Below are 25,444 nucleotides of genomic sequence, written 5' to 3' on the forward strand. Positions count from 1 at the left end.
GAGAGAAAGACATGTTGTTGATTCCGGCCATTGACCTCAAAGGGGGTTCCTGCGTGCGTTTGCGCCAGGGGCGCATGGATGAGGACACGGTATTTTCCGAAGACCCCTTAGCCACCGCCCAGCGCTGGGTGGAGGCGGGGGCACGGCGTCTGCACATTGTCGATTTGGACGGCGCGGTGACTGGCGAGCCGGTCCATGCGCAGATCATCGGTGCCATTTCCCGCGCCTTTCCGCAGCTGGAAATCGAGGTCGGCGGCGGTATCCGCAGTGAAGAACAGATCGAAAGTTATCTTCTTGCCGGCGTACGCTATGCCATTATCGGCACCCAGGCAGTGAAGGCCCCGGGCTTCGTCGCCGAGGCAGCGGTCAGCTTTCCCGGACACATCATCGTCGGGATCGATGCCCGGGATGGCAAGGTGGCAACGGAGGGTTGGTCGAAGCTCTCCCGTCATGACCCCATCGATCTGGCCAAACATTTTGCCGACGATGGCGTCGAGGCCATCATCTACACCGACATCAGCCGTGACGGCATGATGAGTGGCCCCAACATCGAAGCCACCGTCGAACTGGCGCGCAGTATTCCGGTACCGGTTATCGCCTCGGGGGGTATCGCCAACATCGAGCAGCTTTTGGCCTTGCAGACCTATGAGGAGGAGGGAATCCTCGGCGCCATCACGGGCCGCGCCATCTACGAGGGCAGTCTCGACTTTGCCAGCGCACAGCGACAGTTGGATGAGCGCCATGCTCAGTAAACGCATCATTCCCTGTCTCGACATCGATCAAGGTCGGGTCGTCAAAGGGGTACAATTCCTTTCCCTGCGCGATGCGGGGGATCCTGTCGAAACCGCCGCCCGCTACAATGCGGAAGGGGCAGACGAAATCACCTTTCTCGACATCTCCGCCAGCCACGAGGGGCGCCAGACCATGGCCGATGTCGTGGCCGCAGTGGCGGCGGAAGTCTTCATTCCTCTCACCGTGGGCGGCGGGGTACGTAGCGTCGAAGACGTGCGCACCTTGTTATTGGCAGGCGCCGACAAGGTCAGCATCAACAGCGCCGCCGTTGCCCATCCGCAGTTGGTGCAGCAAGCTGCACAGCGCTTCGGCAATTCCTGCATTGTGGTCGCCATCGACGCCCGGCGTAGCGGCGAGCATTGGGAAGTCTTCACCCACGGCGGGCGCCGGTCTACGGGCCTGGATGCCGTCAGCTGGGCACAACGCATGGCAGAACTCGGTGCCGGAGAAATTTTGCTGACCAGTATGGACCGCGATGGTACCGGTGCGGGATTTGATCTCGAGCTTACCCGCGCCGTAGCCGACGCCGTAGCCGTGCCCGTCATCGCTTCCGGCGGGGTAGGCAAGCTCGACGACTTTGCCGCGGGGATCTTGCAGGGTCACGCCGATGCGGTTTTGGCTGCCAGCGTCTTTCACTTTGGGCAATTTCGTATTCCTGAGGTAAAGAGCGTCCTCGCCCGGCAAGGGATTCCCATGCGCATGGATGTCTGACGCATCCATGAACGCAAGAATGGCGTAAAGGAAGATATGGACGAGCAATACGCAGAGCTGGTCAGCGCGGTACGCTGGAACGAACACGGTTTGGCACCGGCCATTGCCCAGGACGTGCGCAGTGGACAGGTATTGATGCTGGCCTGGATGAATGCCGAGGCATTGCGCGCAAGCCTTGCGGAAGGGCGCGGTGTGTACTGGTCTCGCTCGCGTCAGGCGCTGTGGCGCAAAGGGGAAAGCTCCGGCCATGTGCAGTCTCTGCACAGCGTGCATCTCGACTGTGATGGCGACACCATCCTCCTGCGCGTCGTGCAAGAGGGTGCCGCCTGCCACACCGGGGCCGCTACCTGTTTTTTTCGCCAGGCCGAACGAGACGCCTGGCAGGATCGTTTTCCCCCCGGCGGCAGTGTCCTGGATGAGCTGCAGGCCACGATTCGTCAGCGACGTCAGGCCGACCCGGCACAGTCCTATGTTGCCAAACTGCTCCATGGCGGCCGTGACCGGGTGCTAAAAAAGGTCGGTGAAGAGGCAGCAGAGTTCTTGCTCGCCTGCAAGAATCCTGAGCCGCAGCCAGTCATTGCAGAGGCTGCAGACTTACTGTTCCACCTCTTGGTCGCGCTGGAGGAACGAGATTTGCATATTGATCAAGTGCTGGGCGAGTTGCAACGTCGTGAAGGAGTCTCGGGTCTGGTCGAAAAGGCATCCCGGCAGTCAGCTTGACGCTGTTCCCGGTCTTGACTATGGTCAAAAGTACAGTAGCGCATCGTCCCATTTGGGAAGGAGATCGTCATGGGCGCTTTTAGTATCTGGCATCTGATTATCATTTTGTTGATTGTGGTGGCCCTCTTTGGCACAGCGAAGCTGCGCAACGTGGGCTCTGATCTGGGTTCGGCAATCAAGGGCTTTCGCTCCGCAGTGAAGGAAGAAGAAGAAAAAAAAGAAAAGGAGGCCGCTCTGGGACATACTATTGAGGCTGAGGTCAGTCCGAAAAAAGAACAGGAAAGTGTGCACCATAGCTAAGCCATGTTTGACTTCAGCTTTGGGGAGCTTGCCCTGCTCGCGATCATCGCCCTCCTGGTAGTGGGCCCAGAAAAACTGCCGGAACTGGCGCGCACCGCCGGCAAGTGGGTGGGCTATTTTCGTCGCACGGTGAACAACGTCCGCTCGGAAGTGGAGCAGCAGTTATTGCTCGATGAGATGCGCAAGGAAGCGGAAAAGCTCAAGGGCTATGCCGATGAACCGCTGCAAGAGGTGGAAAAGTTCAAGGCCAGCATCGAAGAACCGCTCTTGCCTGCGGAAGAATCTGCTCCTGCAGCGGAGGCTGGACCTGCCTCTGCAGAGGAGGCTACGGTGAGCCTTCCTCCGGGGGTGAGTGGTCCCTCACGCCCCCAGGGTCAGACCTTGCACTGACGCTGTTGCGCCAGTGTTCCGGTGCCTCATAGTCCCTCGTTCCAGATCATGATAGCCCCGGGAAATTAATGGCAAGTGCAGACAAACTGAGCGAGTCCGCTGAGAATACCTTTATCGGTCACCTATTAGAGTTGCGGCGGAGAGTTCTGTTTTCCGTCATCGCGCTGTTTATCGGTTTTCTCATTTCCTATCCCTTCGCGCAACAAATCTATGGCATTCTCGCCCAGCCCCTCATTGCAGTATTACCCAAGGGCAGCCACCTGATCTACACCAGCCTGCCCGAGGTTTTTCTTACCTATGTGCAGCTGTCCCTCATCTCCGGATTTGTGCTCGCCCTACCGGTCATTCTCTACCAGTTTTGGGCCTTCATTGCACCAGGCCTCTACGTCCATGAGCGCAAGATCTTTTTCCCGATTCTCTTTACGTCCCTTGCCCTTTTCGTTGCAGGCATCGTCTTTGCCTATTTCGTCGTCTTTCCCAATGCGTTTCGCTTCTTCGCCAGTTTTTCCGGCGCGGACATCAGCGCCATGCCCAAGGTCAGCAATTATCTCGCGCTGATCGTCAAATTTTCCCTCGCGTTTGGCTTGGCCTTTCAGATCCCCATTCTCGTGGTGGTACTGGTGCAAATTGGCGTCCTGCAACTGGATACCCTGCGGCGGGGTCGACGTTATGCCTTCCTGGTCTGTGCCATTGCCTCTGCCATCCTCAGCCCCCCCGATGTCATGTCGATGGTGCTGCTGATGATCCCCATGTATATGCTGTTCGAAATGGGGCTCTTGTTTTCGGCCTACTTCGAGCGCAGGCGTGCTGCTGCGGCCAGCGCCAACGAAGAGCCTGATGCCGAGCAGCTCATGAAAGACGCAGAGGATAGCTTCCGCGACGAGGACAAATGACGGAAGATTTTGCGCCTGCTGTGCTATGCTGGAAACGCAGGTAAAAAGGAGGTAGCAGGTGGCCAAGACGATAACTGCAGACCCGGACCACGTCGAAGCGATTGTTAGCGCACGGCATCCCGATCCTTTTGCCTGGCTCGGCCAGCATCCCGATGATGAAGGTGGCTGGGTGCAGCGGGTCTTCCTTCCTGACGCCGACAGCGTCGAATTGCTACCCAAGAGAGGCAAGGCGCGGCCGATGCAGCGCTTGCATGAAGCGGGTGTCTTCGCTTCCCAATCGACCACTCAACTCGCCCAGCCCTACCGACTGCGCTGGCAAAACAGCGCCGGACAATGGCAGGAACGCTATGATCCGTATACCTTCCCGCCGCAGTTGGGAGAGCTCGATATCCACCTCTTCGGCGAAGGGCGCTGGCTGGATGCCTACCAGAGCCTCGGTGCCCATCCGCGCCACTGCGACGGCGTCGACGGGACCTTCTTTGCGGTCTGGGCGCCCAACGCCGCGCGCGTCAGTGTCGTGGGCGATTTCAACGCCTGGGATGGCCGCATCCATCCCCTGCGGCCACGCGGACAAAGTGGTCTCTGGGAGATTTTTCTACCCGGCGTCATGGCAGGCGCAGTCTATAAATTTGAAATCCGCCATCGCGATTCCGGCAGCGTCTTCGTCAAGACCGACCCCTATGCGCACAGCTTTGAGCTGCGTCCTGGCACCGCGGCGCGGGTAGTGCAGCAAACTCATGCATGGGGCGATGACGCCTGGATGACAGAGCGTAGTCAATGGGATTGGCAATCTTCCCCCATGAGTGTGTATGAGGTTCATCTCGGCTCGTGGCAACGGCGTGCTGACGGTAGCTTCTGCAGCTATGCCGAGCTTGCCGAGGGTCTGGTCGCCTATTGCCGGGAAATGGGCTTTACCCATCTCGAACTGCTGCCGGTGATGGAGCATCCCCTGGACGAATCCTGGGGCTATCAGGTGAGTGGCTATTTCGCGCCAACGAGTCGTTTTGGCGATCCTGATGGTTTCCGCGCCTTTGTGGATCATTGTCATCGGGAGGGAATTGGCGTTCTTCTGGATTGGGTGCCCGGGCATTTTCCCCGTGACAGTTGGGGGCTCGCTCGCTTTGACGGTACCGCCCTGTACGAGCATGCCGATCCGCGCGAGGGGGAGCATAAGGATTGGGGCACCTATATCTTCAATTTTGGCCGCAACGAGGTGCGCAACTTCCTCCTCAGCAATGCCTGCTACTGGGCCGAGGAATTCCATATCGACGGTTTTCGCGTCGATGCCGTCGCCTCGCTACTGTACCGCGACTATTCCCGCCGGGAAGGCGAGTGGATTCCCAATCGCCATGGTGGGCGGGAAAATCTCGAAGCCATTGATTTTCTGCGCGAGCTGCATGTGGCCCTGCACGAGCGTTATCCCGGCATCCTCAGCATTGCTGAGGAATCCACCGCTTGGCCCATGGTGTCTCGCCCCACCTATCTCGGCGGTCTTGGCTTTTCCATGAAATGGAATATGGGCTGGATGCACGATACCCTGAGCTATCTGCAGCTCGACCCCGTCCATCGGCGCTATCATCACGACGCCCTCACCTTCAGCCAACTCTATGCGTATACGGAGAACTTTGTGCTGCCCCTGTCGCACGACGAGGTGGTACACGGCAAGGGTTCTCTCCTCGACAAGATGTCTGGCGATACTTGGCAACGTTTTGCCAACTTGCGCCTGCTGTTTGGCTATCAATTTGCCCATCCGGGGAAAAAACTCAATTTCATGGGCAATGAATTTGGCCAGGGCCGGGAATGGAACAGTGGCGCCGCCCTCGACTGGCACTTGCTGGAGATCGACTGGCACCGCGGCGTGCAACAGATGTTCCGCGATCTGAACCGACTCCACCTCAAGGTACCGGCACTACATGCGCAGGACTTCCGGGCCGAGGGCTTTCAGTGGATCGACTGCCACGATGCCGGGCAATCCGTGCTGAGCTTCCTGCGCTGGGACCCAGCGGGCAATTTTGTCATCGTGCTATGTAACTTTACCCCCGTCCCGCGTCAGGATTACCGCATTGGCGTACCGCGCGCCGGAACCTATCGGGAAATCTTCAACAGCGACGCAGCGGCCTATGGTGGCAGCAATGTCGGCAATCCACCCAAGTCGAGCGACGACCTTCCCTGGTCTGGTCTACCGGCCAGTCTTGCCCTGACCCTGCCCCCCCTGGCTACCCTGTATTTGACTTGGGAGGGCTGAAGGGATGCTGCTGCTCTACCTGATCATCGCCGTCGTCGCGGGTCTGGCAGAGCTGTTTACCGGCACCTTTTATCTCGCCGCCGTGGCCCTGGCGGCCTTGATCACCCTCCTGGCCGGTTTCTTTCTCCCGCATCTCACCCTGCACTGGGTCTTTCTTGCCAGCGGTGTTCTGCTCATCCTCGGCAGCACTTGGCTACGCCATCGTCTCGCGCGCAAGGCGAGCGGGGTGGATGATCTGGACCTGGGCCAAGCCGTGGAGATCCTCCGGGGTCCTGATGCCCATGGGCGCTATCGCGTTAGCTATCGCGGCAGCGAGTGGCCCGCGGTACTCGAGGAGGAGGAAAGCGCCTGCCCCGGCGCTGCCGCCGTCATTGTCGCCCACGAGGGGAATCTCCTGCACATCGCCCTGCTTCCGCCGTCCGCAAAGGAGTCCTTATGCCCACCACCCTCATCAGCATCGTCGTCGTCCTGATTGTGGTCTTCTTTGTGCTGCGCGCGACCATTCGTGTCGTGCCACAGCAGCGTGCCTGGGTGATCGAACGTCTGGGTCGCTATCACCTCACCCTGCAACCGGGGCTGAATCTGATCGTGCCGTTCATCGACCGCATTGCCTACCGCTTCGATATGCGCGAGTTGCCGATGGAGGTGCCGGCGCAGATCTGTATCTCTCTCGACAATACCACCATGACCGTCGACGGGGTGCTCTATGTGCAGATTACCGATGCGGTGAAGGCCGCCTATGGCTCGAGCAACCCCTTTACCGCCGTAGTGCAGTTGGCGCAAACCAGTATGCGCTCGGAGATTGGCAAGCTGCACTTGGATGCCGCCCTGTCGTCGCGGCAGTTGCTCAATGCGGCGGTGGCCGAGGCTGTGGATGAGGCGGCATTGAACTGGGGAGTGAAGGTACTGCGCTACGAGATCAAGGATATTGCCCCACCGGCAGAGATCATTCGCGCCATGGAGCTACAGATCACCGCCGACCGGGAAAAACGGGCCACCATCGCCAAGTCCGAAGGACAACGGCAGCAACAAATCAATACCTCCGAAGGGCAGCGGCAGCAGGAAATCAATGTGGCGGATGGGCGCAAACAGGCCGAGATCCTCCGCGCCGAGGGCGAGGCCCAGGCGATTGCTCTGGTCGCCGAAGCCACCGCCAAGGCCATTGCCACCATTGGTGCCGCGGCGCGTGAACCCGGCGGACTCGAGGCCTTGCAGATGCAGTTAGCCAAGGATTACATCGAAAAGTGGGGCAACCTCGCCAAGGCCAGCACCAGCCTGGTCATTCCCGCCGATCTCGGCAATGTCGGAGCCCTGGTGTCTACCGCCCTGGCCATCGTGCAGAAGAACACCAGTGCGGTCAGTCCCGCAGGTGGAGTCGGGAAGGCCTGAGCCCTGCACAGCCTCAGGCGGATCACGACGGGCTTGGACTGCCCCAGGCAGGGGCGTCCAGCCAGACATCGGCACCAGCGCCAAGCCGTGCGGCAGGGAGATCCTCTCCGGCACGCCAGAGCTGGACAGCGGGAGCTTTGCCCGCGCCGGTAATCACAAAAAACAGTGCGCGGGTGCGTTGCAAACGGGCGGCGCTAAGGGACACCCGATCGGCGGGTGGCTTGGGGCTATGATGCACCGGCAGGGCATCGGCAACATCCGCGGCAAAGCCGATCTCCTGCCCTGGAAACAGGCTGGCACAATGGCCATCTTCGCCCATCCCCAGCAGGACCAAATCAAACCGCTGCGCCGGCAAGACTGGAGCATAGGCGGCCGCAGCGGCCTCCGCCCCCAACTCCGCCGGAATCACATGCTGCTGCCGCGATGGAATGGGAACCTGCCCAAGCCCGGAATCCCGCAGCATACGCGAATTACGTTCCGGGTCTTCTACCGGCAAACAGCGCTCATCGCCATAGTAGAGATGCCAGCGCTCCCAGGTCGCGCCGCAGTCTGGTAGCAGATCGTAGACCGCTTTGGGGGTGTGTCCACCCGCCAAGACCAGGTGGAAATCGCCGCGCGCGGCAATGGCCTCGGCAGCAAGTCGGGAAATGGCTGCCGCCAAACGCTGGGCGATGAGGTCGGCGTTGGGGTAAAGATGCCAGATAGCAGGCTTCACGCGACGGCCGTCCCCAATAAATGGCCGATCAATGTCGTCGCCCCGAGAGACAGCGCACCCCAAATCAAAACGCGCGCCGCACCACGCCAGACTGGTGCCCCACCAGCCCAGGCAGCGAGCGCGCCAAGACTGGCCAGCAGCAGCAGGGTTAAAACCACCAGCACGGGCAACAAGATACCCGCCGGTGCCAACAGCACCGCCAATACCGGAAACACCGCCCCCAGCGAAAAAGCAAGCGCAGACGCCGCCGCTGCCTGCACCGGGCGTGCGGTAGCCACTTCTGTCAACCCCAATTCATCGCGCGCATGAGCAGCCAAGGCGTCATGCTCCATGAGCTGCGTCGCAACCTGGCGCGCCAAGGGCTCATCCAAACCCCGATGCATGTAGATGCGCGTCAGCTCCAGCAACTCCAGATCGGGGTTTTTATGAATCTCCCGCGCCTCAATGGCAAGATCGGCAGCCTGCGTATCGGCCTGGGAACTGACGGAGACATACTCGCCCGCGGCCATGGAAAAAGCACCTGCCACCCACGCGGCAATTCCCGCCAAGAGCAAGGTATGCGTCGCGGCCTGCCCCGCTGCAACCCCAGTGAGCAGGGCCGCGGTCGAGAGCAGGCCATCGTTGGCGCCCAGCACACTCGCCCGGAGCCAACCAATCTGGGCGTGATGATGGTGTTCGTGATGGTGCACCGGCTGCACCGCGGCATGCGTGCTCATACGATTCCTTTTCCCCCTCTGGAAGACATCGCGCTGCATCAGCCCTTGGGTCAGGGTGACGGCAGTGATAGCCTAAGCATACCAAAACTCCGAGGTAAACGAATGACCGGTTTGGCTGATTTTGTCGGCAACACCCCTCTCTGTGAGCTACGGCGGCTGAGCCCGAATCCGCGCGTGCGCATCTTCGGCAAGCTAGAGGGCAACAATCCTGCCGGTTCGGTGAAGGATCGCCCGGCCCTGAACATGATCCGCCGCGCCTTGGAGCGGGGGGAGATTCGACCGGGGGATCGCCTGGTCGAGGCCACCAGCGGGAATACGGGCATTGCGCTGGCCATGGCGGCATCCGTCGAGGGCCTAAAAATTACCTTAATCATGCCCGAAAACATGAGCATTGAAAGGTGCCAGGTGATGCGCGCCTTTGGTGCGAACATTGAGCTCACCCCCGCCGCTGCCAGCATGGAAGGCGCAATCGACCGCGCCCGCGCCATGGTCGCGGCGGGTGAAGCCATCATGCTCGATCAGTTTTCCAACCCGGACAACCCCGCGGCACATACCCTGACGACCGGCCCAGAAATCTGGCGCGATAGCCGCGGACAGATTACCCACTTCATTTCCGCGATGGGGACGACAGGAACCATCATGGGGACCGGACGTTACCTGCGTCAGGTTCAGCCGCAGATCCAGATCGTTGGCGTGCAACCCGCCGCTGGCGCGAAGATCCCCGGTATTCGCCGCTGGCCGACGGAATATCTGCCCAAGATCTTCGACGCGCGGATGGTGGATCAGACGGTGGACATCGAACAGGAAGAGGCCGAGGAAATGACGCGCCGTTTGGCGCGGGAGGAAGGAATTCTCGCCGGAATTTCCTCCGGCGGTGCGGTGGCTGCCGCGCTCCGGTTAGCGCAGAGACTGGAGCAAGGGTTTCTGGTGGCCATCATCTGCGACCGGGGTGATCGCTATCTTTCCACCGGGGTCTTCCCCGCCTGAAAATGATGGCCTCAGCGCCTGCCACGGAGCTGGTGATCCAGGCGGCCAGCGTCACCGGGCCGCAACTCCGGGTGCAGCATCTCGAGCTTCGCCTGCGCGGTAAGAGCCCCCAAGATCTGCACTGGCACTTGCATAGTGGGGTGCTGCACGGAACGGCTGCGGCCTTGCATTGGCAAGCGCTGCAGGCGCGGGGAAAGTTGCAGGCAGAGCAGCACCGCGACGCCCTCGCGCTGGATATCGCAGTGCAGGGCAGTGGTCTGGGGAACCTGCAGCTCACCGGGCGAGGCGAGATCGGCGCCAGCGACGGGCAGCTGCGCTGGCACGCGGCAGGCAAAGAGCTGGGCTCCTGGCAAGGGTGGTGGCAGCGCACGGGCAGCAGCGGCTGGTCTGCGCAGGCCCAGGGGCGAGGCAGCGCCACCGCGCTGATGCAGCAACTCCTGCCCGCAACCTGGCATCCACAGGGCACTTTTCGCGTCTTGCTCGACGCCCAGGGCCAAGGCTGGCGAGATCTGGACGCGGCACAGCTGCACGCTCAGTTCGACAAACTGCAGTTCAGCAGTCCCAGCGGCTTGCAGGCCGCGGAGAACGGCGGCCTGCTACTCACCCTGCACTTGGAGCGCTCCGCCCAGATCTGGCACGGGGACAGCGAATTGCGCTGGCAGCATGGCGCCGTACTCTGGAGTCCGTGGTATTGGGCTGCACCAGCAGGCGGGGTAACCCTTAGCGGGCATGGGCAGTATCGCCAGCAAAACTGGCAGATACAGGCGGCGAAGATGCGCTGGCCGGGCATGGGCTGGGCCCGGCTTTCCGCACAGTGGCGCGGCGCCCGCCAGGGTCCCGACATTCACCTGCAGCAAGCCGATCTGACCCTGGGGCCCGTATGGAAGACCTGGCTGCGTCCGCTACTGCCCAGCAGTGGCCTCGCCCATCGACTGGAGGCGCAAGGACAATTGCAGCTTTCCGGGCGTTATGCCGGTGGGCTCACCGCCATCCGCTGGTACTTGCGAGACGGTGGCCTCCATGACCCCAATGGGCAGTTTGCGTTGCGTGACATCACGAGCCAAGGCGCCTGGCAACGGCAAGGCGGCGAATCACGCGCCACGCTGCAATGGCTCTATGGACGATTCTATGACATCCCCTTCGGACCGCTGGAAGCGCAGTTTCTCCTGCGTGCACACGGTGCCGAACTCGAGCGGCCGGCGCTGGTTTCTGTCCTTGGTGGTCGGCTGCGCATCGAGCACCTGCGGGCGAATTGGCAGAGCGGCTCGCCGCGCTTTGTGCTGGGCGGTGGTGTCGATCACATTCAGCTCGGATCTCTCACCCACACCTTTGGCTGGCCGCATTTTGGCGGCACCCTCGACGCGGAAATCCCGCAGCTCCGCTATCATCAAGGCGATCTGGAAACCAACAGCATACTGCATGCGCGGGCCTTTGGCGGCAGCATGGCCATCGACGGCCTGTCGCTACGTGGTCTGTTCACCCCGAGCCCCCTTCTGCACACCAGCATTCGCTTGCACAACCTGCAGCTCAAGCCGCTGACGGACGTGTTTCCCGTGGGTTATATCAGCGGTGTGCTGGATGGCAGTGTGCGCGACCTGACCCTGCTCAACTGGCAACCGGTGGCCTTTACTGCCCGTGTAGAGACCCATCGTGAGCCCACCGTTTCGCAAGAAATCAGTGCCGCCGCCATCGAAAAGCTCACCAAATTGGGGGGCGGCGGCGTCAGCAGTTTTTTTCAAAATTTCTTCTTGCAGTTTTTTCGCAAGTTTTCTTATGCCAAACTGGGTCTCGGTGTGAAATTGCAGGATGGAGTTGCCACCTTGTCTGGCGTAGCAGAGGCAGAGGACGGGGGATTTTATCTCCTCCAGGGGCAGGGGCTGCCCCGGGTGAACATCATCGGCTACAATCGCCAGAGCAATTGGCAGGAGCTACTGAGCCGGCTGCGTGCCGTGATGGAAGGAAAAGCGCAGGTTGCCACAGGAGACTAACGCGTGAAAGCTATCCGCATTCGATATGGGCTTCGTGCCCTGACCGTCCTCGCACTCTCGCTGATGCTTGCGGCTTGTGTGACCGTCAACATTTATTTCCCGGCAGCTGCAGCGCAAAGGTTGGCGGATCAAGTCGTCGATCAGGTCTATCACGCCGCACAACAAGGGAAAGTAGAGATCCACAGTGCGCCGCAGGCGCCGGGGGTAGCACCGGCTGCCTCCGCCGCGCCCAGTGCTTGGCGGCGAGAACAGCAGATCCAGCCCGGCCAGGTGCTCGGTTACCTGAGCACTGTCGTTTTTCGCTCCGTCAGTGGCACGGCGCAGGCGGCGGCAAACCTCGATGCCTCCAGCCCGGCGGTGCAAGCCGCCAAGGCCAATGTCGAGGCGCAGGCGGGGCAGCTCAGTTCCTACTTTGCCGATGGCGCCATCGGCTACACCAACAATGGGCTAGTTGCTCTGCGCGACGCCAGTGCCGTGCCCTTGGCCGAACGTGCTCGGCTCCCCGGTTTGGTCAACAGTTACAACAGCGCCCTGCAAAATCTGTATGCGCAAATTGCCGATGCCAACGGACATCCTCAATGGGCGGCGCAAATCCAGCAGAGTTTTGCCCGTGCCTGGATCGCCAAGGCGCCAGATGGCTACTGGGTGCAAGGGCCAAACGGACAGTGGCAGCGTAAGTAACCGCGCGCATTTCTCTCCCGCATGACTCGTCCCAAGCCCGTTCGCGGCACAGCGCCCATTACTCTCGACATCAACTCTCTGGATGGCGATGGTGTCGGCGTCGGACGGCACGAGGGAAAAGTTACCTTCGTTGCTGGCGCGCTTCCTGGAGAGCGGATAGAGGCGCAGGTCTATGAGGGCACACCGCGTTATGATCGCGCACGTCTCCTGCAAGTGCAGCGTGCCTCCACCCAGCGAGTCACTCCCCACTGCCCGCATGCGGGTGTCTGTGGGGGCTGCAGCCTGCAGCACCAGGAGCCCTCGGCACAGCTAGCGGTCAAGCAGCGCCATCTGGAAGAGCAGCTCTGGCAACTGGGCAAGGTGCGCCCAGAGCGCATCCTGCCACCCATTGCCGGGCCCAGTTATGCCTACCGGCGCAAGGCGCGACTTTCGGTGCGCGTGCCCGCCACGCGCGGGGTACTGGTGGGCTTCCGCGAATACCACTCCAGCTACGTCGCCGAGATGGAAAGTTGCGCCGTCCTCGATCCGCGCGTCGGGGAGCGCATTCTCGATCTGCGCGCCCTCATCGCCCGCCTGCAAAATCCTCGCTGTATCCCTCAGATCGAAGTGGCCTGCAGTGATGACGTCGCAGCGTTGGTCGTGCGCCATCTCGAAGCCCTAGCGCCGCAGGATGAAGAATTGCTGGCCCGGTTCGGACACACCCATGACCTGCAGATCTGGCTCCAAAGTGCTGGCCCCGATTCCCTGCGCTGCATTACCGAAGCCGACCCCGCGCCGCTGCACTATGCTCTACCGGAATATGGACTGCGCCTCGCCTTTAGCCCACTGGTCTTCACCCAGGTCAACGCCAGTATCAATCCCGTCCTAATTCGCCGCGCCCTCGCACTGCTGGACCCGCAGCCCGGCGAGCATGTCGCAGACCTCTTTTGTGGCCTGGGGAATTTTACTCTGCCCATCGCTCGCCTGGGCGCCAAAGTACTGGGTGTGGAGGGAGAGCGTCGTTTGACCACTCTGGCCACCGCGAATGCGGCGGCCAATGGTCTGGCGGCGCGCACGGAATTTCGTTGTGCCGACCTTACCCAGGAAAGCCTCGCTGAGGTATTAGCAGGACATCCGGTGCAGAAACTACTGATCGATCCGCCGCGCAGTGGGGCCATCGAGATCCTCAAGGGGATCGGCCCTGCCATCCGCCGCCTCGTCTATGTCTCCTGTAATCCCGATACCCTTGCCCGCGATGCGGGGTTCCTGGTCCAGCAGCTCGGTTTTCGCCTGCGCAGCGCCGGCATCGTCAATATGTTTCCCCACACCGCTCATGTGGAATCCGTTGCCCTCTTTGAGCGCTAAGGCGCCAGAGCATTGGCTCTGGGTGCAACCGGGCCGACAGCAATTGCTGGAAATGCACGCTGACGTGAGCGTGGCGCAGTACACGGTTTCCACTGGCCGCGCCGGGCTGGGAGAAGAACGAGGCAGTGGCAAGACCCCGCGCGGCTGGCACTATGTGCGCGCATGCGTTGGTGCCGGACTACCGGCAGACGCGGTGTTGCGGGGCCGCCGCTGGAGCGGGGAACATTGGCAACCCAACGCGCAGACAACGGATCCCATCCTGGCGCGCATCCTCTGGCTTTCTGGGCTGGAGCCGGGACGCAATCGCGGCGGTAGCGTCGACACCTTTCGTCGCTACATCTACCTGCATGGCACCGCCGACGTAGAGCGCCTGGGCGAAGCCGTTTCCGCTGGTTGTGTGCGCCTTGCCCCAGACGCCATCATCCAGCTTTTTCCTCGTTCTCCTGCGGGCACGCCCGTACTCATCGCCGATACCTACAAGCCCCTTCCCGAGCTGAAGAGGAGACCCTGAGTGGCACGCTTTCGCTTTCCCCATTTCCGACGCGCGGTCAACGTCTTCAATCCCCATCTCTTCGAGAACCTCTCGCTGGCGGCATTTCTTGCCTGGGTTGGGCTGGGTTCCGATGCCTTGTCCTCTTCGGCTTATGGTCCTCCGGAAATCTACTATGCCCTGAAAGGACATGAATATTTATCGGTCTTTTTAGCCATTGGCATTCCTCTCTCCGTATTCATCATCGCGGCGGGGTACAAGCAGGTCATCGCGCTCTTTCCCGAGGGGGGCGGGGGCTACCATACGGCAACCACGCTCCTTGGCCCCCTGGCAGGTTTAGTCAGCGGCGCGGCATTGATTGTCGATTACGTGCTCACAGCCGCCATCTCTGTAGCTTCTGGTACCGAGGCGGTGCTCAGCATCTTGCCAGCAAGCTGGTATCAAGAGCGCATCCTGCTCGATTTGATCATCCTGCTCTTCCTCATCTTTCTCAATTTGCGTGGCATGAAGGAGTCCATCAAGATTCTGTTGCCGATATTTGTGGGCTTCCTGATCACCAATGGGATCATTCTTGCCTGGGGTCTGCTCAACCATGCCGCAGACTTCCCCCACATTGCCCTGGCAACCATCCACGGCGCGCAACACGACAGCATGGAGTACGGCTGGATCTTCATTATCGCCCTGCTGCTGCGCGCCTTCAGTCTAGGCGGCGGTACTTATACCGGTTTGGAGGCGGTGGCCAACGGCGTACACATCATGCGCGAACCGCGTATCCAGACCGGGCAACGCACCATGACCCTGCTGGCGACGTCGCTGTCATTGGTGGCTGGCAGTCTGATTTTCCTCTACTTGCTCTACCACGCCGAGGCCCACGCTGGCGAGACCTTGAATGCCGCGTTGTTCCATAGCATTACCGCAAACTGGCAGGGCTGGGGGATCGATTGGGGAAATTGGGCAACCCTGCTGGCCCTGATTACCGAGGGTCTTCTGCTCTACATCGCTGCCAACACTGGTATCATCACGGCGCCAATCGTCATGGCCAATATGGCCGTCGACCGCTGGCTGCCGGAGCAGTTTTCTTACCTTTCCGACCAATTCGTGTCGCGGAACGGCATTTTGCTCGTGGGCTTCTCGGCCATTGCCATTCTCTTGGCTACCGATGGCCATGTGCGCATCCTGGTAGTGCTCTACAGTATCAACGTATTCATCACCTTTACCCTGACCATGGCGGGTCTGACCCGACACTGGTTCAGCCAACGGCACAGCGGTAAACCTTGGCGTGGGCGGCTGGTGATCAGCGTGCTCGGCCTCTTGGTGACGGGGTTCATTCTGATCATCACCGTTTTCGAGAAATTTGATGCCGGTGGGTGGTTTACCTTGCTCATTACCAGCATCGTGATCCTGCTCGGCTATTTCATCTATCGCCATTATCGCTCCGTGAGCAAACGCACCCGTGAGTTAGATGAAACCATGCTGGACGTGGTTCCGGAAAATCTCGAACCGGGTCCCGCCTTACCCCTGGACCCACGCGCCAGTACCGCCGTGTTTTTCGTGAACCGTTTCGATGGTGTCGGCCTGCATACCCTGCTGACCGCCCATCGCATGGTCAAAGGTTTTGTCAAGAACTACGTGTTTCTCCTTGCCGGCATTGTGGGGCAAGGCGAGTTCAAGGGCATGGAGGCGGTCGAGCAACTCAAGGTCTATACCGAAGCCGAGGCCAATCAATATGTGGCGTATTGTCGCGCCCAAGGCATGGCAGCGACCTGGTTTGCTACCTATGGCACCGATCGCATTCAAGCCATGGAAGACTTGGCCAGTGCCGCGATTCGCTACTTTCCCAACAGCATCTTCTTCGCCGGACGCGTCATCGATTCTGACCAGAACAGTACCCTGTGGAGCATCCTGCACGACGAGGTATCCTTCATCATTCAGGATCGATTGCAGAAAGATGGCTTCAGCATGATGATCGTGCCGGTGCACGTGCGCGGCATGCCCAACAAATTGCCCTCCATCTCCTTGCCGATCGATATGCCGGCGGATCTGGAGCTGGTACAACCGGAGAAGAAAGGCGACGAAAATGCCAAACCCGCGTAAGGGGCCCCTGGGCCCACTAATGATCGACATTCCTGGCCCCACGCTACAGGCCGAAGACCGGGAACGCCTGCAACACCCTGTCGTAGGAGGAATCATCCTGTTCGCGCGTAACTGCATCGATGCGCAACAGGTGCAGGAGCTCTGTCACGAAATCCATAACCTACGTCAGCCCAGTTTGATCATTGCCATTGATCAAGAGGGCGGTCGAGTGCAGCGCCTACGCGCGGGGGTCACAAACTTCCCCCCCCAGGCCGCCCTGGGGTGGCTGACCGATAGCGCGGGCCTGGATCAGGCACGCAACCTGGCCGAGATCTGGGGGGAGCTGTTGGGCTATGAGCTGCGCCAGTTGGGCATCGACCTCGATTTTACCCCATGTATTGACCTCGATGGCGGCGTCTCTTCGGTCATCGGCGATCGCGCCTTGCACCAAGAGGCCTATGTCGTCGGCGAACTGGCGAGCCACCTCTGGCAGGGGTTGGATCGCCAGGGTCTGACTGGGGTCGCCAAGCATTTTCCGGGGCACGGTAATGTGGCTGCCGATTCGCATCATGAGCTGCCCGTCGATCCCCGTCCGCGCGTCCAGATCGAGGAAGACCTCCGCCCCTTTCATCGACTCGTCGCGGCGGGGATCCCCGCCGTCATGCCCGCACACGTGTGTTATGCCGCGCTCGACCCAGCGCCAGCGGGCTATTCTCCCTACTGGCTACAGCAGGTCTTGCGCGGAGAGCTGGGCTTTAGCGGCGTCATTGTCAGTGACGACCTCAGCATGGTTGGGGCACTGGGCGTTGGCGGAATCAGCCAACGGGTTGATGCCGCCCTTGCCGCTGGCGCTGAGCTGCTCCTGGTTTGCAATGACGAGGCAGCTGCCAATCAGGCCATGGAGCATTGCCTGCACCTGGGCATCCCCGACTTCCATTTGGAACGGTTACAGGGCCAGGCGAGTCAGCTCTCAGCGCGACGTTTGCGCGAATATCGCGAACAGATCGACGGGCTCCGAGAGCAGTTTTCCAACCCCTTGTAATTCCTCTGTCAGCGCGTAGAATACGCGTTCCCCCTTTGTGGTGGTCACCTCCTTGTTCGGGCGATCGGCGTCCGGACTCTCTGATCCGTAAGGAGTCAAGCATTGCGGCATTACGAAATTGTGTTTCTGGTCCACCCTGACCAGAGTGAATTGGTACCCCAGATGATCGAGCGCTATCGCGGCATGATCGAAGGCGATGGCGGGCAGATTCATCGCTTGGAAGATTGGGGTCGCCGGCAACTCGCGTACCCAATCAAAAAGGCCCACAAGGCCCACTACGTCCTCATGAACGTGGAATGTACGGGTGCTGCCCTGGCAGAACTAGAAGATGCGTTCCGTTTCAGCGATGCGGTCCTGCGCCATCTGACCCTGGCGCGCGACGAAGCGGTCACCGACGCCTCACCACTGGCACGGGACGAAAATGATCGTCACGACCGCAGCGAGACGCACGCGGAAGCAGAAACGGAAAGCGTAGAGTAAGGAGAGACAGCATGGCATTTCATAGAGATAGAGACGGAGATGGGGACCGCGATCGTCGGGGCGGTGGTGGTGGAGGATTTTCTCGGCGGCGCAAGAGCTGCCGCTTCAAGGCCGAAGGCGTCAAGGAAATCGACTACAAGGATCTCAAGACCCTGCAGGCCTTCATTGGCGAGACCGGCAAGATCGTGCCCAGTCGGATTACCGGCACCAGCACCCTGTATCAGCGGCAATTGGCAACGGCCATCAAGCGCGCGCGCTTCCTGGCATTGCTTCCCTATGTGATCCGCTGAGCCGTTGGCTGTAAGGACAAACACCATGAAAGTCATTTTATTGGAACGTATCAACAAACTGGGGCGCCTTGGCGATGTCGTCGAAGTACGCCCGGGCTACGGACGCAATTTCCTGGTTCCTCAGGGTAAGGCCGTGGTTGCGACAGCAGAAAACCTAGCCGACTTTGCCGAGCGCAAGGCCAGTCTCGAGGCCATCGAGTCCGAGCGCCTGCAAGCGGCGCGGAAACGGGCCGAGGCCTTGGCAGATCTGATTCTCCGTATCGCCTTGCAGGCCGGTGAGGATGGCCGCCTTTTTGGCTCCGTCGGCCACCACGACGTTGCCCGTCTGCTCGAAGAGCAAGGGCACCAAGTCAGCCATGGCGAGGTACGGATGCAGGAAGGTCCGATCAAGCGCACGGGTGAGTATCCAGTGCGTTTGCACCTGCACCCCGAGGTCGAACTCGATATTCAGGTCATCGTCGAGCGGGCCTGATCGCGCACGTCCAGGGGCATAAGGATGGCCAGCCATCTGGACAGCGAAGTCAAAGCGACCCCCTACTCCCGCGAGGCCGAGCAATCGGTCCTCGGGGGTTTATTGATCGATCCAGAAACCTGGGAAGCGGTCAGCGAGATCCTGAAGGTCAGTGACTTTTACGAACGTCGTCACCAAACCATTTTTGCTGCTGCTGCCGAAATCTGTAACGCCGGCACGGAACTGGATGCCATCACCCTGGGTGAGCATCTGGAGGCCCGCGATCTGATCGAGGAAGTCGGTGGTCTGACTTACCTCATCGAACTCGCCAATCTTACCCCGAGTGCAGGAAATGTCCTTGCCTACGCGCGTATCGTGCGTGAGCGTTCGGTTTTGCGCTCGTTGCTACGCACTGGGCGGGAAATTGCCGAACTGGCGTATCGTCCAGATGGGCGGGACTCCCGAATACTGTTGGATGAGGCAGAGCGAAAGATCTTTGAACTCGCCCAGGGCGAGGATCGGGGCGGCGCCCATTTTCAGCAAATCAAAGAGGTGCTGCCCGGGGTCATCGACCGCATTGAGCAAATCGCCAAGGAACGCAAGCAGATTACCGGCCTGCCGACGGGCTTTGTGGATCTCGACGAGAAGACTTCCGGCCTGCATCCCGGACAACTGGTAATCGTTGCCGGACGCCCCAGTATGGGGAAGACCGCCTTTGCCATGAATATCGCGGAACACGTCGCCTGTGTCGAGAAGCATTCCGTGGCGGTATTCAGCATGGAGATGCCCACGGAAGAGATCGTGCTGCGCGCCCTGTCTTCCCGCGGACGAGTAGATCAACATCGGCTGCGGAACGGCAGCCTCAACCGGGACGATTGGCCCCGCATCGCCCAAGCGGTCGGTGAACTGAATGTCGCCCCGCTCTTTGCCGACGACTCGGCGGCGCTATCGCCAGCAGAGCTGCGCTCCCGGGCGCGACGCCTCAAACGCGAGCACGATATCGCCCTGATTGTCGTGGACTATCTCCAGCTCATGCAGGTCCCGGGGCGCGGCGACAACCGGGTTGCGGAAATCTCGGAAATCAGCCGCTCCCTCAAGGCGCTGGCCAAGGAACTGAGTTTGCCTATCATCGCCCTCTCACAGCTCAATCGCAGTCTGGAAAACCGCACGGAAAAGCGGCCGCAGATGTCGGACCTACGGGAATCCGGGGCCATCGAACAGGACGCCGACCTGATCCTGTTTCTCTATCGTGACGAGGTCTATCACAAGGACAAGGAAGAGGTAAAAGGCATGGCCGAGGTCATCATCGGCAAGCAACGCAACGGACCCATCGGCACCGTGCGGATGAGCTTTTTTGGGGAATACACCCGCTTCGAAAACTACGCCCCGCTGGATGGCGAGCCCTGATTCCGCCCCTTTCCTGCTTCTTTGCTATACTGAACGAATTAAGCAAGAAAAAGTGAGGCGTCGATGAGTACAGTGCTCATGGGGAGCACCGATGTCGATCCGCATTCCGAACATGGTTACCTTTGCTGTCCCGACTGCGGTCTGCTGCAGAAATTACCCAGAATCGGTATCCGCGGGCTGAATACCTACTGCGTGCGTTGCGGTGCAACCTTGGAGCGCACCCGCGGACGTAGCATCAATGCGGCGCTGGCGATGTCTCTCAGTGCCCTAGCTTTGTTGATCCCGATGAATCTGTTCCCGTTTCTGTCGGTGAATATCTTTGGCGTGCACCACACCAGCATCGTGTACTCCGGTATTGCCGGTATTGCCGCCCAAGGCTGGCCCCTGGTAGCGGCGATCCTTGCCCTGGAGCTCATCGTCCTGCCGTTTTTCCGTTTTGGTTTTCTCGCTACCGTCCTGGTCGGCGTCTATCACGGGCACCATCATCCCCATTTTGGCCGACTGTTTCGCTGGTCGGAACGCCTCGATCAATGGTCCATGCCGGATGTCTTTCTGATCGGTTGCATCATCGGTTATGGACGCGTCGCTCCCTTCCTACCCATCAGCATTGGCATCGGCGGCTATTGCGTCCTTGCCGTTTCCTTCCTGACACTACTGACCCGCGCTAGTCTCGATCGCCGCGAAATCTGGCGCCGTGTCGGGCCCTGCTGTCAGCACATCGACGCGGGCGTGGAATATGTTGGTTGTCCGTTCTGTGGCCTACCTCACCCGCAAGAGAAGGCGAACGGCCAACTTTGTCAGCGCTGTGGCGAGCGCATCTGGCGCTATCGACCCAATACCACCATGCGGGTTCTGGCACTGACCCTAGCGGGTTTTTTTTGCTATCCCTTTGCCTACCTCTACCCCATGGAAAGCAACTATCAACTGGGCAGCCTGCAGGGTTACACCATCATGACCGGTGTGCATAAGCTCATCCAGGCGAATTTTTATGTCTTTGCCGCCATTATCTTCTTTGCCAGTGTGCTGACGCCCTTCCTCAAACTCTTTGGTCTGAGTTGGTTCCTGATTTCCATACACGGCCACTCGCGGCGCTGGCTGCGTGGCAAAACGATCCTTTTCCGCGTCATCCGCCAAATTGGTCGCTGGTCCCACATCGATGTCTTCACCGTAGCAGTGTTTCTTCCCTTGATGCACCTATCGGGCCTGCTGGCGGTCTATGTGGGAAAGGCATTACCCTTCTTCCTTGCGGTCGTTATCCTTACCATGATCGCCACGGAAATTTTTGATCCCCGCCTGCTCTGGCAGCAAGTGGACCAACAGGAGCAAGATGAGCTCACCCTCACCCACACCGCAAGCGCAGAATCGTAAGCCGCGCTGGCCAGGATTGATCTGGGCGGTGCCCGTTGCGGCGCTGGCCATCGTCGGTTGGCTGGCGTTACGCAGTTATCTCGACCAGGGGCCAACGGTAACGGTGGAGTTCCCGACTACCGGTGGAATCAAGGCCGACCATACCGTGGTGAAATATCGCGGTGTCACCGTCGGTCAGGTTACCGGTACTCGCCTCGCCAAATCGCTGCAGAAGATGAGCATTACCCTACGCTTCGATCCCTATATGGCCGGCCACTTGGGCAAGGGAACACGCTACTGGATTGCCGGGAAAGAGGTCAATTTCAGTGATCTAAGCTCTCTCAAGTCGATTATTTCCGGTCCCTATATCGGTATTGACCCTCATCCCGGCGTTACCGTACATAAAGTGCTTGGGCTCAGCGAAGAGCCGGTACTGAAGAGCGAACCGAAAGGCTTGACGCTGATTTTGCACAGCAACAGCTTTGACGCCGTGCAACGGGCCGCGCCCATCTTTTACCGCGGCATGCAGATTGGCGAGGTGCGCGGTAAGGCGCAGGCGCCAAACGGCGACAGCTTCCGCATTTATGCCTTCATCTCGCAAAAATATCTGCATTTGATCAATGCCCGCAGCCGCTTCTGGAACGCCGGCAACATTCGCTTTCATCTTTTGGGCAAGGACTCCGGCCTGCATCTCCCCCCGGACAACGCCATTTTCTCGGGAGCGATCTCGGTAACTACACCGGAATCCGGTGCACCGGCAACAGAAGATATGGATTTTCCGCTGTATCCGAGTGCCGAGGCAGCGCGCTGGGCACCGAGCAAAGATGCGGTCCACTACACCGTGACCATGCCCGGTGGCAGTCAAGGCCTGGATGCAGGTGCCGCGGTATTGCTCGAGGGGAGCCGGGTGGGCAGCGTAACCCAGGTGCATATGGGCTACGATCCGCGCCACCATGTACTCGAGACCTTGGTTGATCTGGTTGTCGAGCCACAGAGCATCCCCCTCAGCGAAGGTTCCTGGAACCATCCACGCCAACAGATGGATGCGATGTTCCGTGCCCTGATTGCCCGAGGGCTGCGTGCCGAATTGAATCAGAATCCGCCGCTGGTCGGCAGCCCGGAAATCTCTCTCGTGATGCTGCACCGACCCAGTCCGGCGCAGCTGGGGGCCGGAAACCCTGCTCGCATTCCTTTTGTGGCCGGGGGGAGTCTGGCTGGCACCCTGGATCAGGTGAATGGGATTTTGCGCGAAATCCATGCCCTACCTCTGCCAGAGATCGCCAAAAACCTGCAGGTCACGACCCATCGCATTGCCGCCTTGAGCCAATCCAAAAAGACCCAGGAGACCCTGCAACACCTTGCCGCTGCTACCCGGCACCTGGATGCGATTCTTGCCGCGGGGCAAAAGCAGTTGCCCGGTACCTTGCAGCACCTGCATGCCGCAAGTGAAGAAGCGCAACACGCCCTGCAGTCCATCCATGGACTTTTGGCTGCAAATGGCAGCGCCGGCAACGCACCGGAGTCAACGACGCTGCCCCGCACCCTCTATGAGCTGAGCCGAGCTGCCGCCTCCCTGCGCTCCCTCAGCGATTACCTGGACAGCCACCCCAATGCCTTATTGATCGGGAAATGAACATGGCCTGGATTCGTACTGTCTTTCTTTGTAGCGCCGTCCTTCTGCTCAGTGCCTGCGCCGGTGCGCCCACCGAGTATTTGCGCCTGAGTGCAGAAGGCCCACCCTTGGCAACGCAAGGATTGTCCACGAGTCGCGAAATCCTGCTCGTGGATCACGTGCAAATGCCTGCCAGCATCGACCGCCTCTATCTCACGCGTGGGCAAGGTGAGCAGGGCATGCAGGTTTCGGGACATGTGCGCTGGATTGCACCCCTGGGGGGAATGGCGCAACGGATTCTGGCGGAGGATCTGCGCCGGCAACTGCCGCAGACGACGGTCTTGCTTACGGGGGCGCCATTGCCGCAGCGGGCGCGGTCGTTGCAACTGCGGGTGGAGGTGCAGGAATTTCTGCCCCTGAGTAGTGGCGCAGTGGTATTGGACGCTGATTACTTTCTGCTCGATGCGCAACAGCAACTGCGTTACGCCGGGCATTTTCATTACCGTGCCAAGGCTGACGCCAACCCACACAGCGAAGCCCAGACCATGAGTGCGGGTATTGCTGCTCTGGCGCACGATATCGCGCAACATCTGGCGGCGGCATACCGCGTACCAGTTCACTAGAGCCGATGGCGAGTCCATTACGCGCGGGGTTGGCGCAGGAAGCCCAGTCTCTGGATACGAGGATTGCGATTCCAGATCCTTATTTACGCCCGTTACAGCGAAGTGATGCCGGGGCAGTACGACAGATCTGTTGCGAAACTGGCTTTTTGGGACAGGACATCGAGCCAATCTGCACCGATCGTGAATTGTTTGCAGCCTTGATGGTCGATCCCTATCTCGACTATGCCCTGGACTGGGGCATCGTGGCCGAACACGAAGGCCAAGTTGTGGCCTATCTCCTCGGCGCGCCACCGGATTTTGACGCTTCCGTATTCCGGGTAGCGGCGCAAGCCACCCTGAAAATGCTTGGGCGCGCCGCGGCAGGTAGCTATCGCGACCAACCGCAAACCTTGCACTTTTTGCAATGGCTCTTGTTCCGTAGCTATCGCGAACGGCCCTTGCGACCGGCGAGTGCGGCCCATATGCATTTCAATGTGCGTGACAAGGAGCGTGGCCATTTCCTGGGGCTGCACCTGTGGCAGCAATTCGAGACACTATTGCGGCAACGAGGTGTACCACACTATTACGGCGAGCTCTTTTCCTGGCCTGCACATCGCCCAGAAAGACCCTACCGACGCTATGGCCTGCAGGTCTACGACCGAGTACCGACCAGCCTCTTCGACCATGCCTGCGATTGCGAGGTCGAAAACATCTGCGTCTACAAACGGCTGAACTGAGGTGGAACTGAATCTCCGCTTCTGGCTCGTCTTGTTTCTCGCGCTGGGAATCTCGTTCGTACCGATCCTCTATTTCATGAATGGCCAAGCCATTCATCTGATCAGCCAGATCACCCCGCTTCTGCTTCTGGCCTTGACTGGTCTCATGCTATCGAGCTGGTTTTTTGAAGGCCAACGCCTGCGCCTGGTCTGTGCCGGGGTCGGATTGCGCATTCCTTTGCGTAGCGCCCTGCCTCTGGCCATGGCGGCGGAGTTTGCCGGTGCCGCGACGCCCGCGGCCTCGGGAATGGGTGCCGCCTATCTGGTCTTTTTGTATCGCCGTGGCCTCAATGCCGGCACCGCTGCGGCGGTCCTCTTGGCCATCGCCATCACCGACCTGATCTTCATGATCTCCATTTTCCTGTTCTCTCTGATCTATCTCCTGCTCTTCGAGAATCGCCTGCCCGACGTGCGAATCATCTTATGGTTCGCCCTGATTACCCTGGTCACAGCTGGACTGCTCTTCGCCATTTGGCATTTCGAGCGGCGCCGCATCGTGCGCGTCATTGACCAGCGCTGCTTGCGTTTTTCTCTGTATCAGCGCTACCGACAACGTATTGTCCTATTTTTCTCCCGCTTTCTCAGGAGCCTAGAACTCTTGCGGGAGCTCAGCTGGCGCCAGCGGGGCATCATCTTTCTCAGTGCGGCAGGCTACTGGACCCCGCGTTACCTCGTGCTCTGGGCCTTGATGCGATACGTGGGTGGCCAAGTCAGTGTGCCGTATATCATCGTCAGCCAAACCCTGCTCAATCTCACCTCGCAATTGAGTTTTCTACCCGGTGGTGCGGGTAGTGTCGGAGCGGCTTATGGCCTGCTGTTCGGGAGCACACTGTCGCAGGCAGACATCGCCTTCAGCCTCCTCGGTTGGCGGCTCTTTACGTACTATTGGTATCTCTTTGTCGGCATGCCGTGGTTCTTCTATGAATGGGGCTGGGGCAAGAATCATCCCGGCAAACGGCAATCCTGATCCCCCTGCGTTGGCCAAGACGGCCCCCGTCGCCCT

At 60.1% G+C, this 25,444-nt stretch carries 27 protein-coding genes; 25 read left to right on the forward strand and 2 right to left on the reverse strand.

Translation table 11 applies throughout. The annotated features are described in order from the left end of the window. Positions 1–11: 11 nt before the first annotated feature. The 9 genes from hisA (at position 12) to M5D89_RS00280 (ending at position 7,440) form a co-directional block, all read left to right on the forward strand. On the forward strand, positions 12–752 hold the full coding sequence (gene hisA, locus M5D89_RS00240) for a 1-(5-phosphoribosyl)-5-[(5-phosphoribosylamino)methylideneamino]imidazole-4-carboxamide isomerase (RefSeq protein ID WP_248883739.1): 741 nt from the start codon (positions 12–14) through the stop codon (positions 750–752). Beyond that, a complete protein-coding gene (hisF, locus tag M5D89_RS00245) occupies positions 742–1,503 on the forward strand; it encodes an imidazole glycerol phosphate synthase subunit HisF (RefSeq protein WP_248883740.1) in 762 nt (253 codons plus the stop codon). Before hisA ends, hisF begins: the two co-directional genes overlap by 11 nt. Before the next feature lie 36 nt (positions 1,504–1,539). Further along, complete coding sequence (hisIE, locus tag M5D89_RS00250) at positions 1,540–2,223, forward strand: bifunctional phosphoribosyl-AMP cyclohydrolase/phosphoribosyl-ATP diphosphatase HisIE (protein WP_248883741.1); 684 nt, start codon at positions 1,540–1,542, stop codon at positions 2,221–2,223. A gap of 69 nt (positions 2,224–2,292) precedes the next feature. Further along, positions 2,293–2,523, forward strand: a complete 231-nt coding sequence (gene tatA / locus M5D89_RS00255) for a Sec-independent protein translocase subunit TatA (protein WP_248883742.1) — start codon at positions 2,293–2,295, stop codon at positions 2,521–2,523. A 3-nt stretch (positions 2,524–2,526) separates the two neighbouring features. Further along, positions 2,527–2,913 carry a Sec-independent protein translocase protein TatB gene (tatB, locus tag M5D89_RS00260; protein ID WP_248883743.1) on the forward strand — a complete coding sequence of 129 codons (387 nt, stop codon included), beginning with the start codon at positions 2,527–2,529 and terminating at the stop codon, positions 2,911–2,913. 68 nt (positions 2,914–2,981) lie between these two features. After that, on the forward strand, positions 2,982–3,806 hold the full coding sequence (gene tatC, locus M5D89_RS00265) for a twin-arginine translocase subunit TatC (protein ID WP_248883744.1): 825 nt from the start codon (positions 2,982–2,984) through the stop codon (positions 3,804–3,806). A gap of 58 nt (positions 3,807–3,864) precedes the next feature. Continuing rightward, a complete protein-coding gene (glgB, locus tag M5D89_RS00270; RefSeq protein WP_248883745.1) occupies positions 3,865–6,051 on the forward strand; it encodes a 1,4-alpha-glucan branching protein GlgB in 2,187 nt (728 codons plus the stop codon). Positions 6,052–6,055: 4 nt separating this feature from the next. Further along, positions 6,056–6,523, forward strand: coding sequence for an NfeD family protein (locus tag M5D89_RS00275; protein ID WP_248883746.1), 468 nt, complete (start codon positions 6,056–6,058; stop codon positions 6,521–6,523). Then, a complete protein-coding gene (locus M5D89_RS00280; RefSeq protein WP_248883747.1) occupies positions 6,487–7,440 on the forward strand; it encodes an SPFH domain-containing protein in 954 nt (317 codons plus the stop codon). Before M5D89_RS00275 ends, M5D89_RS00280 begins: the two co-directional genes overlap by 37 nt. Before the next feature lie 22 nt (positions 7,441–7,462). Here the strand turns inward: M5D89_RS00280 and pgl are convergent, their stop codons facing one another. After that, on the reverse strand, positions 7,463–8,155 hold the full coding sequence (gene pgl / locus M5D89_RS00285) for a 6-phosphogluconolactonase (RefSeq protein WP_248883748.1): 693 nt from the start codon (positions 8,153–8,155) through the stop codon (positions 7,463–7,465). Further along, entirely contained in the window at positions 8,152–8,871 is a 720-nt protein-coding gene (locus M5D89_RS00290) for a VIT1/CCC1 transporter family protein (RefSeq protein WP_248883749.1), read from the reverse strand. Before M5D89_RS00290 ends, pgl begins: the two co-directional genes overlap by 4 nt. Between M5D89_RS00290 and cysM the strand changes: the two genes are divergently transcribed. The 16 genes from cysM (at position 8,860) to M5D89_RS00370 (ending at position 25,408) form a co-directional block, all read left to right on the forward strand. Continuing rightward, positions 8,860–9,858: a cysteine synthase CysM gene (cysM, locus tag M5D89_RS00295; RefSeq protein ID WP_248883750.1), complete on the forward strand. Its 999-nt coding sequence runs from the start codon at positions 8,860–8,862 to the stop codon at positions 9,856–9,858. The genes M5D89_RS00290 and cysM overlap by 12 nt on opposite strands. 2 nt (positions 9,859–9,860) lie before the next feature. Beyond that, a complete protein-coding gene (locus M5D89_RS00300; RefSeq protein ID WP_248883751.1) occupies positions 9,861–11,846 on the forward strand; it encodes a hypothetical protein in 1,986 nt (661 codons plus the stop codon). 3 nt (positions 11,847–11,849) lie between these two features. Next, complete coding sequence (locus M5D89_RS00305; RefSeq protein ID WP_248883752.1) at positions 11,850–12,527, forward strand: DUF1318 domain-containing protein; 678 nt, start codon at positions 11,850–11,852, stop codon at positions 12,525–12,527. A gap of 21 nt (positions 12,528–12,548) precedes the next feature. Further along, on the forward strand, positions 12,549–13,871 hold the full coding sequence (rlmD, locus tag M5D89_RS00310; protein WP_248883753.1) for a 23S rRNA (uracil(1939)-C(5))-methyltransferase RlmD: 1,323 nt from the start codon (positions 12,549–12,551) through the stop codon (positions 13,869–13,871). Further along, positions 13,861–14,382 carry a L,D-transpeptidase gene (locus M5D89_RS00315; protein WP_248883754.1) on the forward strand — a complete coding sequence of 174 codons (522 nt, stop codon included), beginning with the start codon at positions 13,861–13,863 and terminating at the stop codon, positions 14,380–14,382. Before rlmD ends, M5D89_RS00315 begins: the two co-directional genes overlap by 11 nt. Continuing rightward, positions 14,383–16,455 (forward strand): APC family permease, encoded by a 2,073-nt coding sequence (locus M5D89_RS00320; RefSeq protein WP_248883755.1) that lies wholly within the window; start codon positions 14,383–14,385, stop codon positions 16,453–16,455. Next, on the forward strand, positions 16,439–17,476 hold the full coding sequence (gene nagZ, locus M5D89_RS00325; protein ID WP_248883756.1) for a beta-N-acetylhexosaminidase: 1,038 nt from the start codon (positions 16,439–16,441) through the stop codon (positions 17,474–17,476). The genes M5D89_RS00320 and nagZ overlap by 17 nt, the downstream gene beginning before the upstream one ends. A 102-nt stretch (positions 17,477–17,578) precedes the next feature. Next, positions 17,579–17,956 carry a 30S ribosomal protein S6 gene (gene rpsF, locus M5D89_RS00330; RefSeq protein ID WP_248883757.1) on the forward strand — a complete coding sequence of 126 codons (378 nt, stop codon included), beginning with the start codon at positions 17,579–17,581 and terminating at the stop codon, positions 17,954–17,956. Between the two features lie 11 nt (positions 17,957–17,967). Further along, positions 17,968–18,246: a 30S ribosomal protein S18 gene (gene rpsR, locus M5D89_RS00335; protein ID WP_248883758.1), complete on the forward strand. Its 279-nt coding sequence runs from the start codon at positions 17,968–17,970 to the stop codon at positions 18,244–18,246. A 25-nt stretch (positions 18,247–18,271) separates the two neighbouring features. Then, a complete protein-coding gene (gene rplI / locus M5D89_RS00340; protein WP_248883759.1) occupies positions 18,272–18,718 on the forward strand; it encodes a 50S ribosomal protein L9 in 447 nt (148 codons plus the stop codon). Positions 18,719–18,742: 24 nt separating this feature from the next. After that, entirely contained in the window at positions 18,743–20,104 is a 1,362-nt protein-coding gene (dnaB, locus tag M5D89_RS00345) for a replicative DNA helicase (RefSeq protein ID WP_248883760.1), read from the forward strand. Positions 20,105–20,167: 63 nt separating this feature from the next. Further along, positions 20,168–21,472, forward strand: a complete 1,305-nt coding sequence (locus M5D89_RS00350; protein WP_248883761.1) for a paraquat-inducible protein A — start codon at positions 20,168–20,170, stop codon at positions 21,470–21,472. Next, positions 21,432–23,084 (forward strand): PqiB family protein, encoded by a 1,653-nt coding sequence (locus M5D89_RS00355; protein WP_248883762.1) that lies wholly within the window; start codon positions 21,432–21,434, stop codon positions 23,082–23,084. Before M5D89_RS00350 ends, M5D89_RS00355 begins: the two co-directional genes overlap by 41 nt. Positions 23,085–23,086: 2 nt before the next feature. After that, positions 23,087–23,686, forward strand: coding sequence for a PqiC family protein (locus M5D89_RS00360; protein WP_248883763.1), 600 nt, complete (start codon positions 23,087–23,089; stop codon positions 23,684–23,686). A gap of 5 nt (positions 23,687–23,691) precedes the next feature. Beyond that, positions 23,692–24,402 (forward strand): hypothetical protein, encoded by a 711-nt coding sequence (locus M5D89_RS00365; protein WP_248883764.1) that lies wholly within the window; start codon positions 23,692–23,694, stop codon positions 24,400–24,402. A gap of 1 nt (position 24,403) precedes the next feature. Then, entirely contained in the window at positions 24,404–25,408 is a 1,005-nt protein-coding gene (locus M5D89_RS00370) for a lysylphosphatidylglycerol synthase transmembrane domain-containing protein (RefSeq protein WP_248883765.1), read from the forward strand. Positions 25,409–25,444 lie beyond the last annotated feature (36 nt).

This window comes from Acidithiobacillus acidisediminis (assembly GCF_023277115.1).
Lineage (GTDB): Bacteria > Pseudomonadota > Gammaproteobacteria > Acidithiobacillales > Acidithiobacillaceae > Igneacidithiobacillus > Igneacidithiobacillus acidisediminis.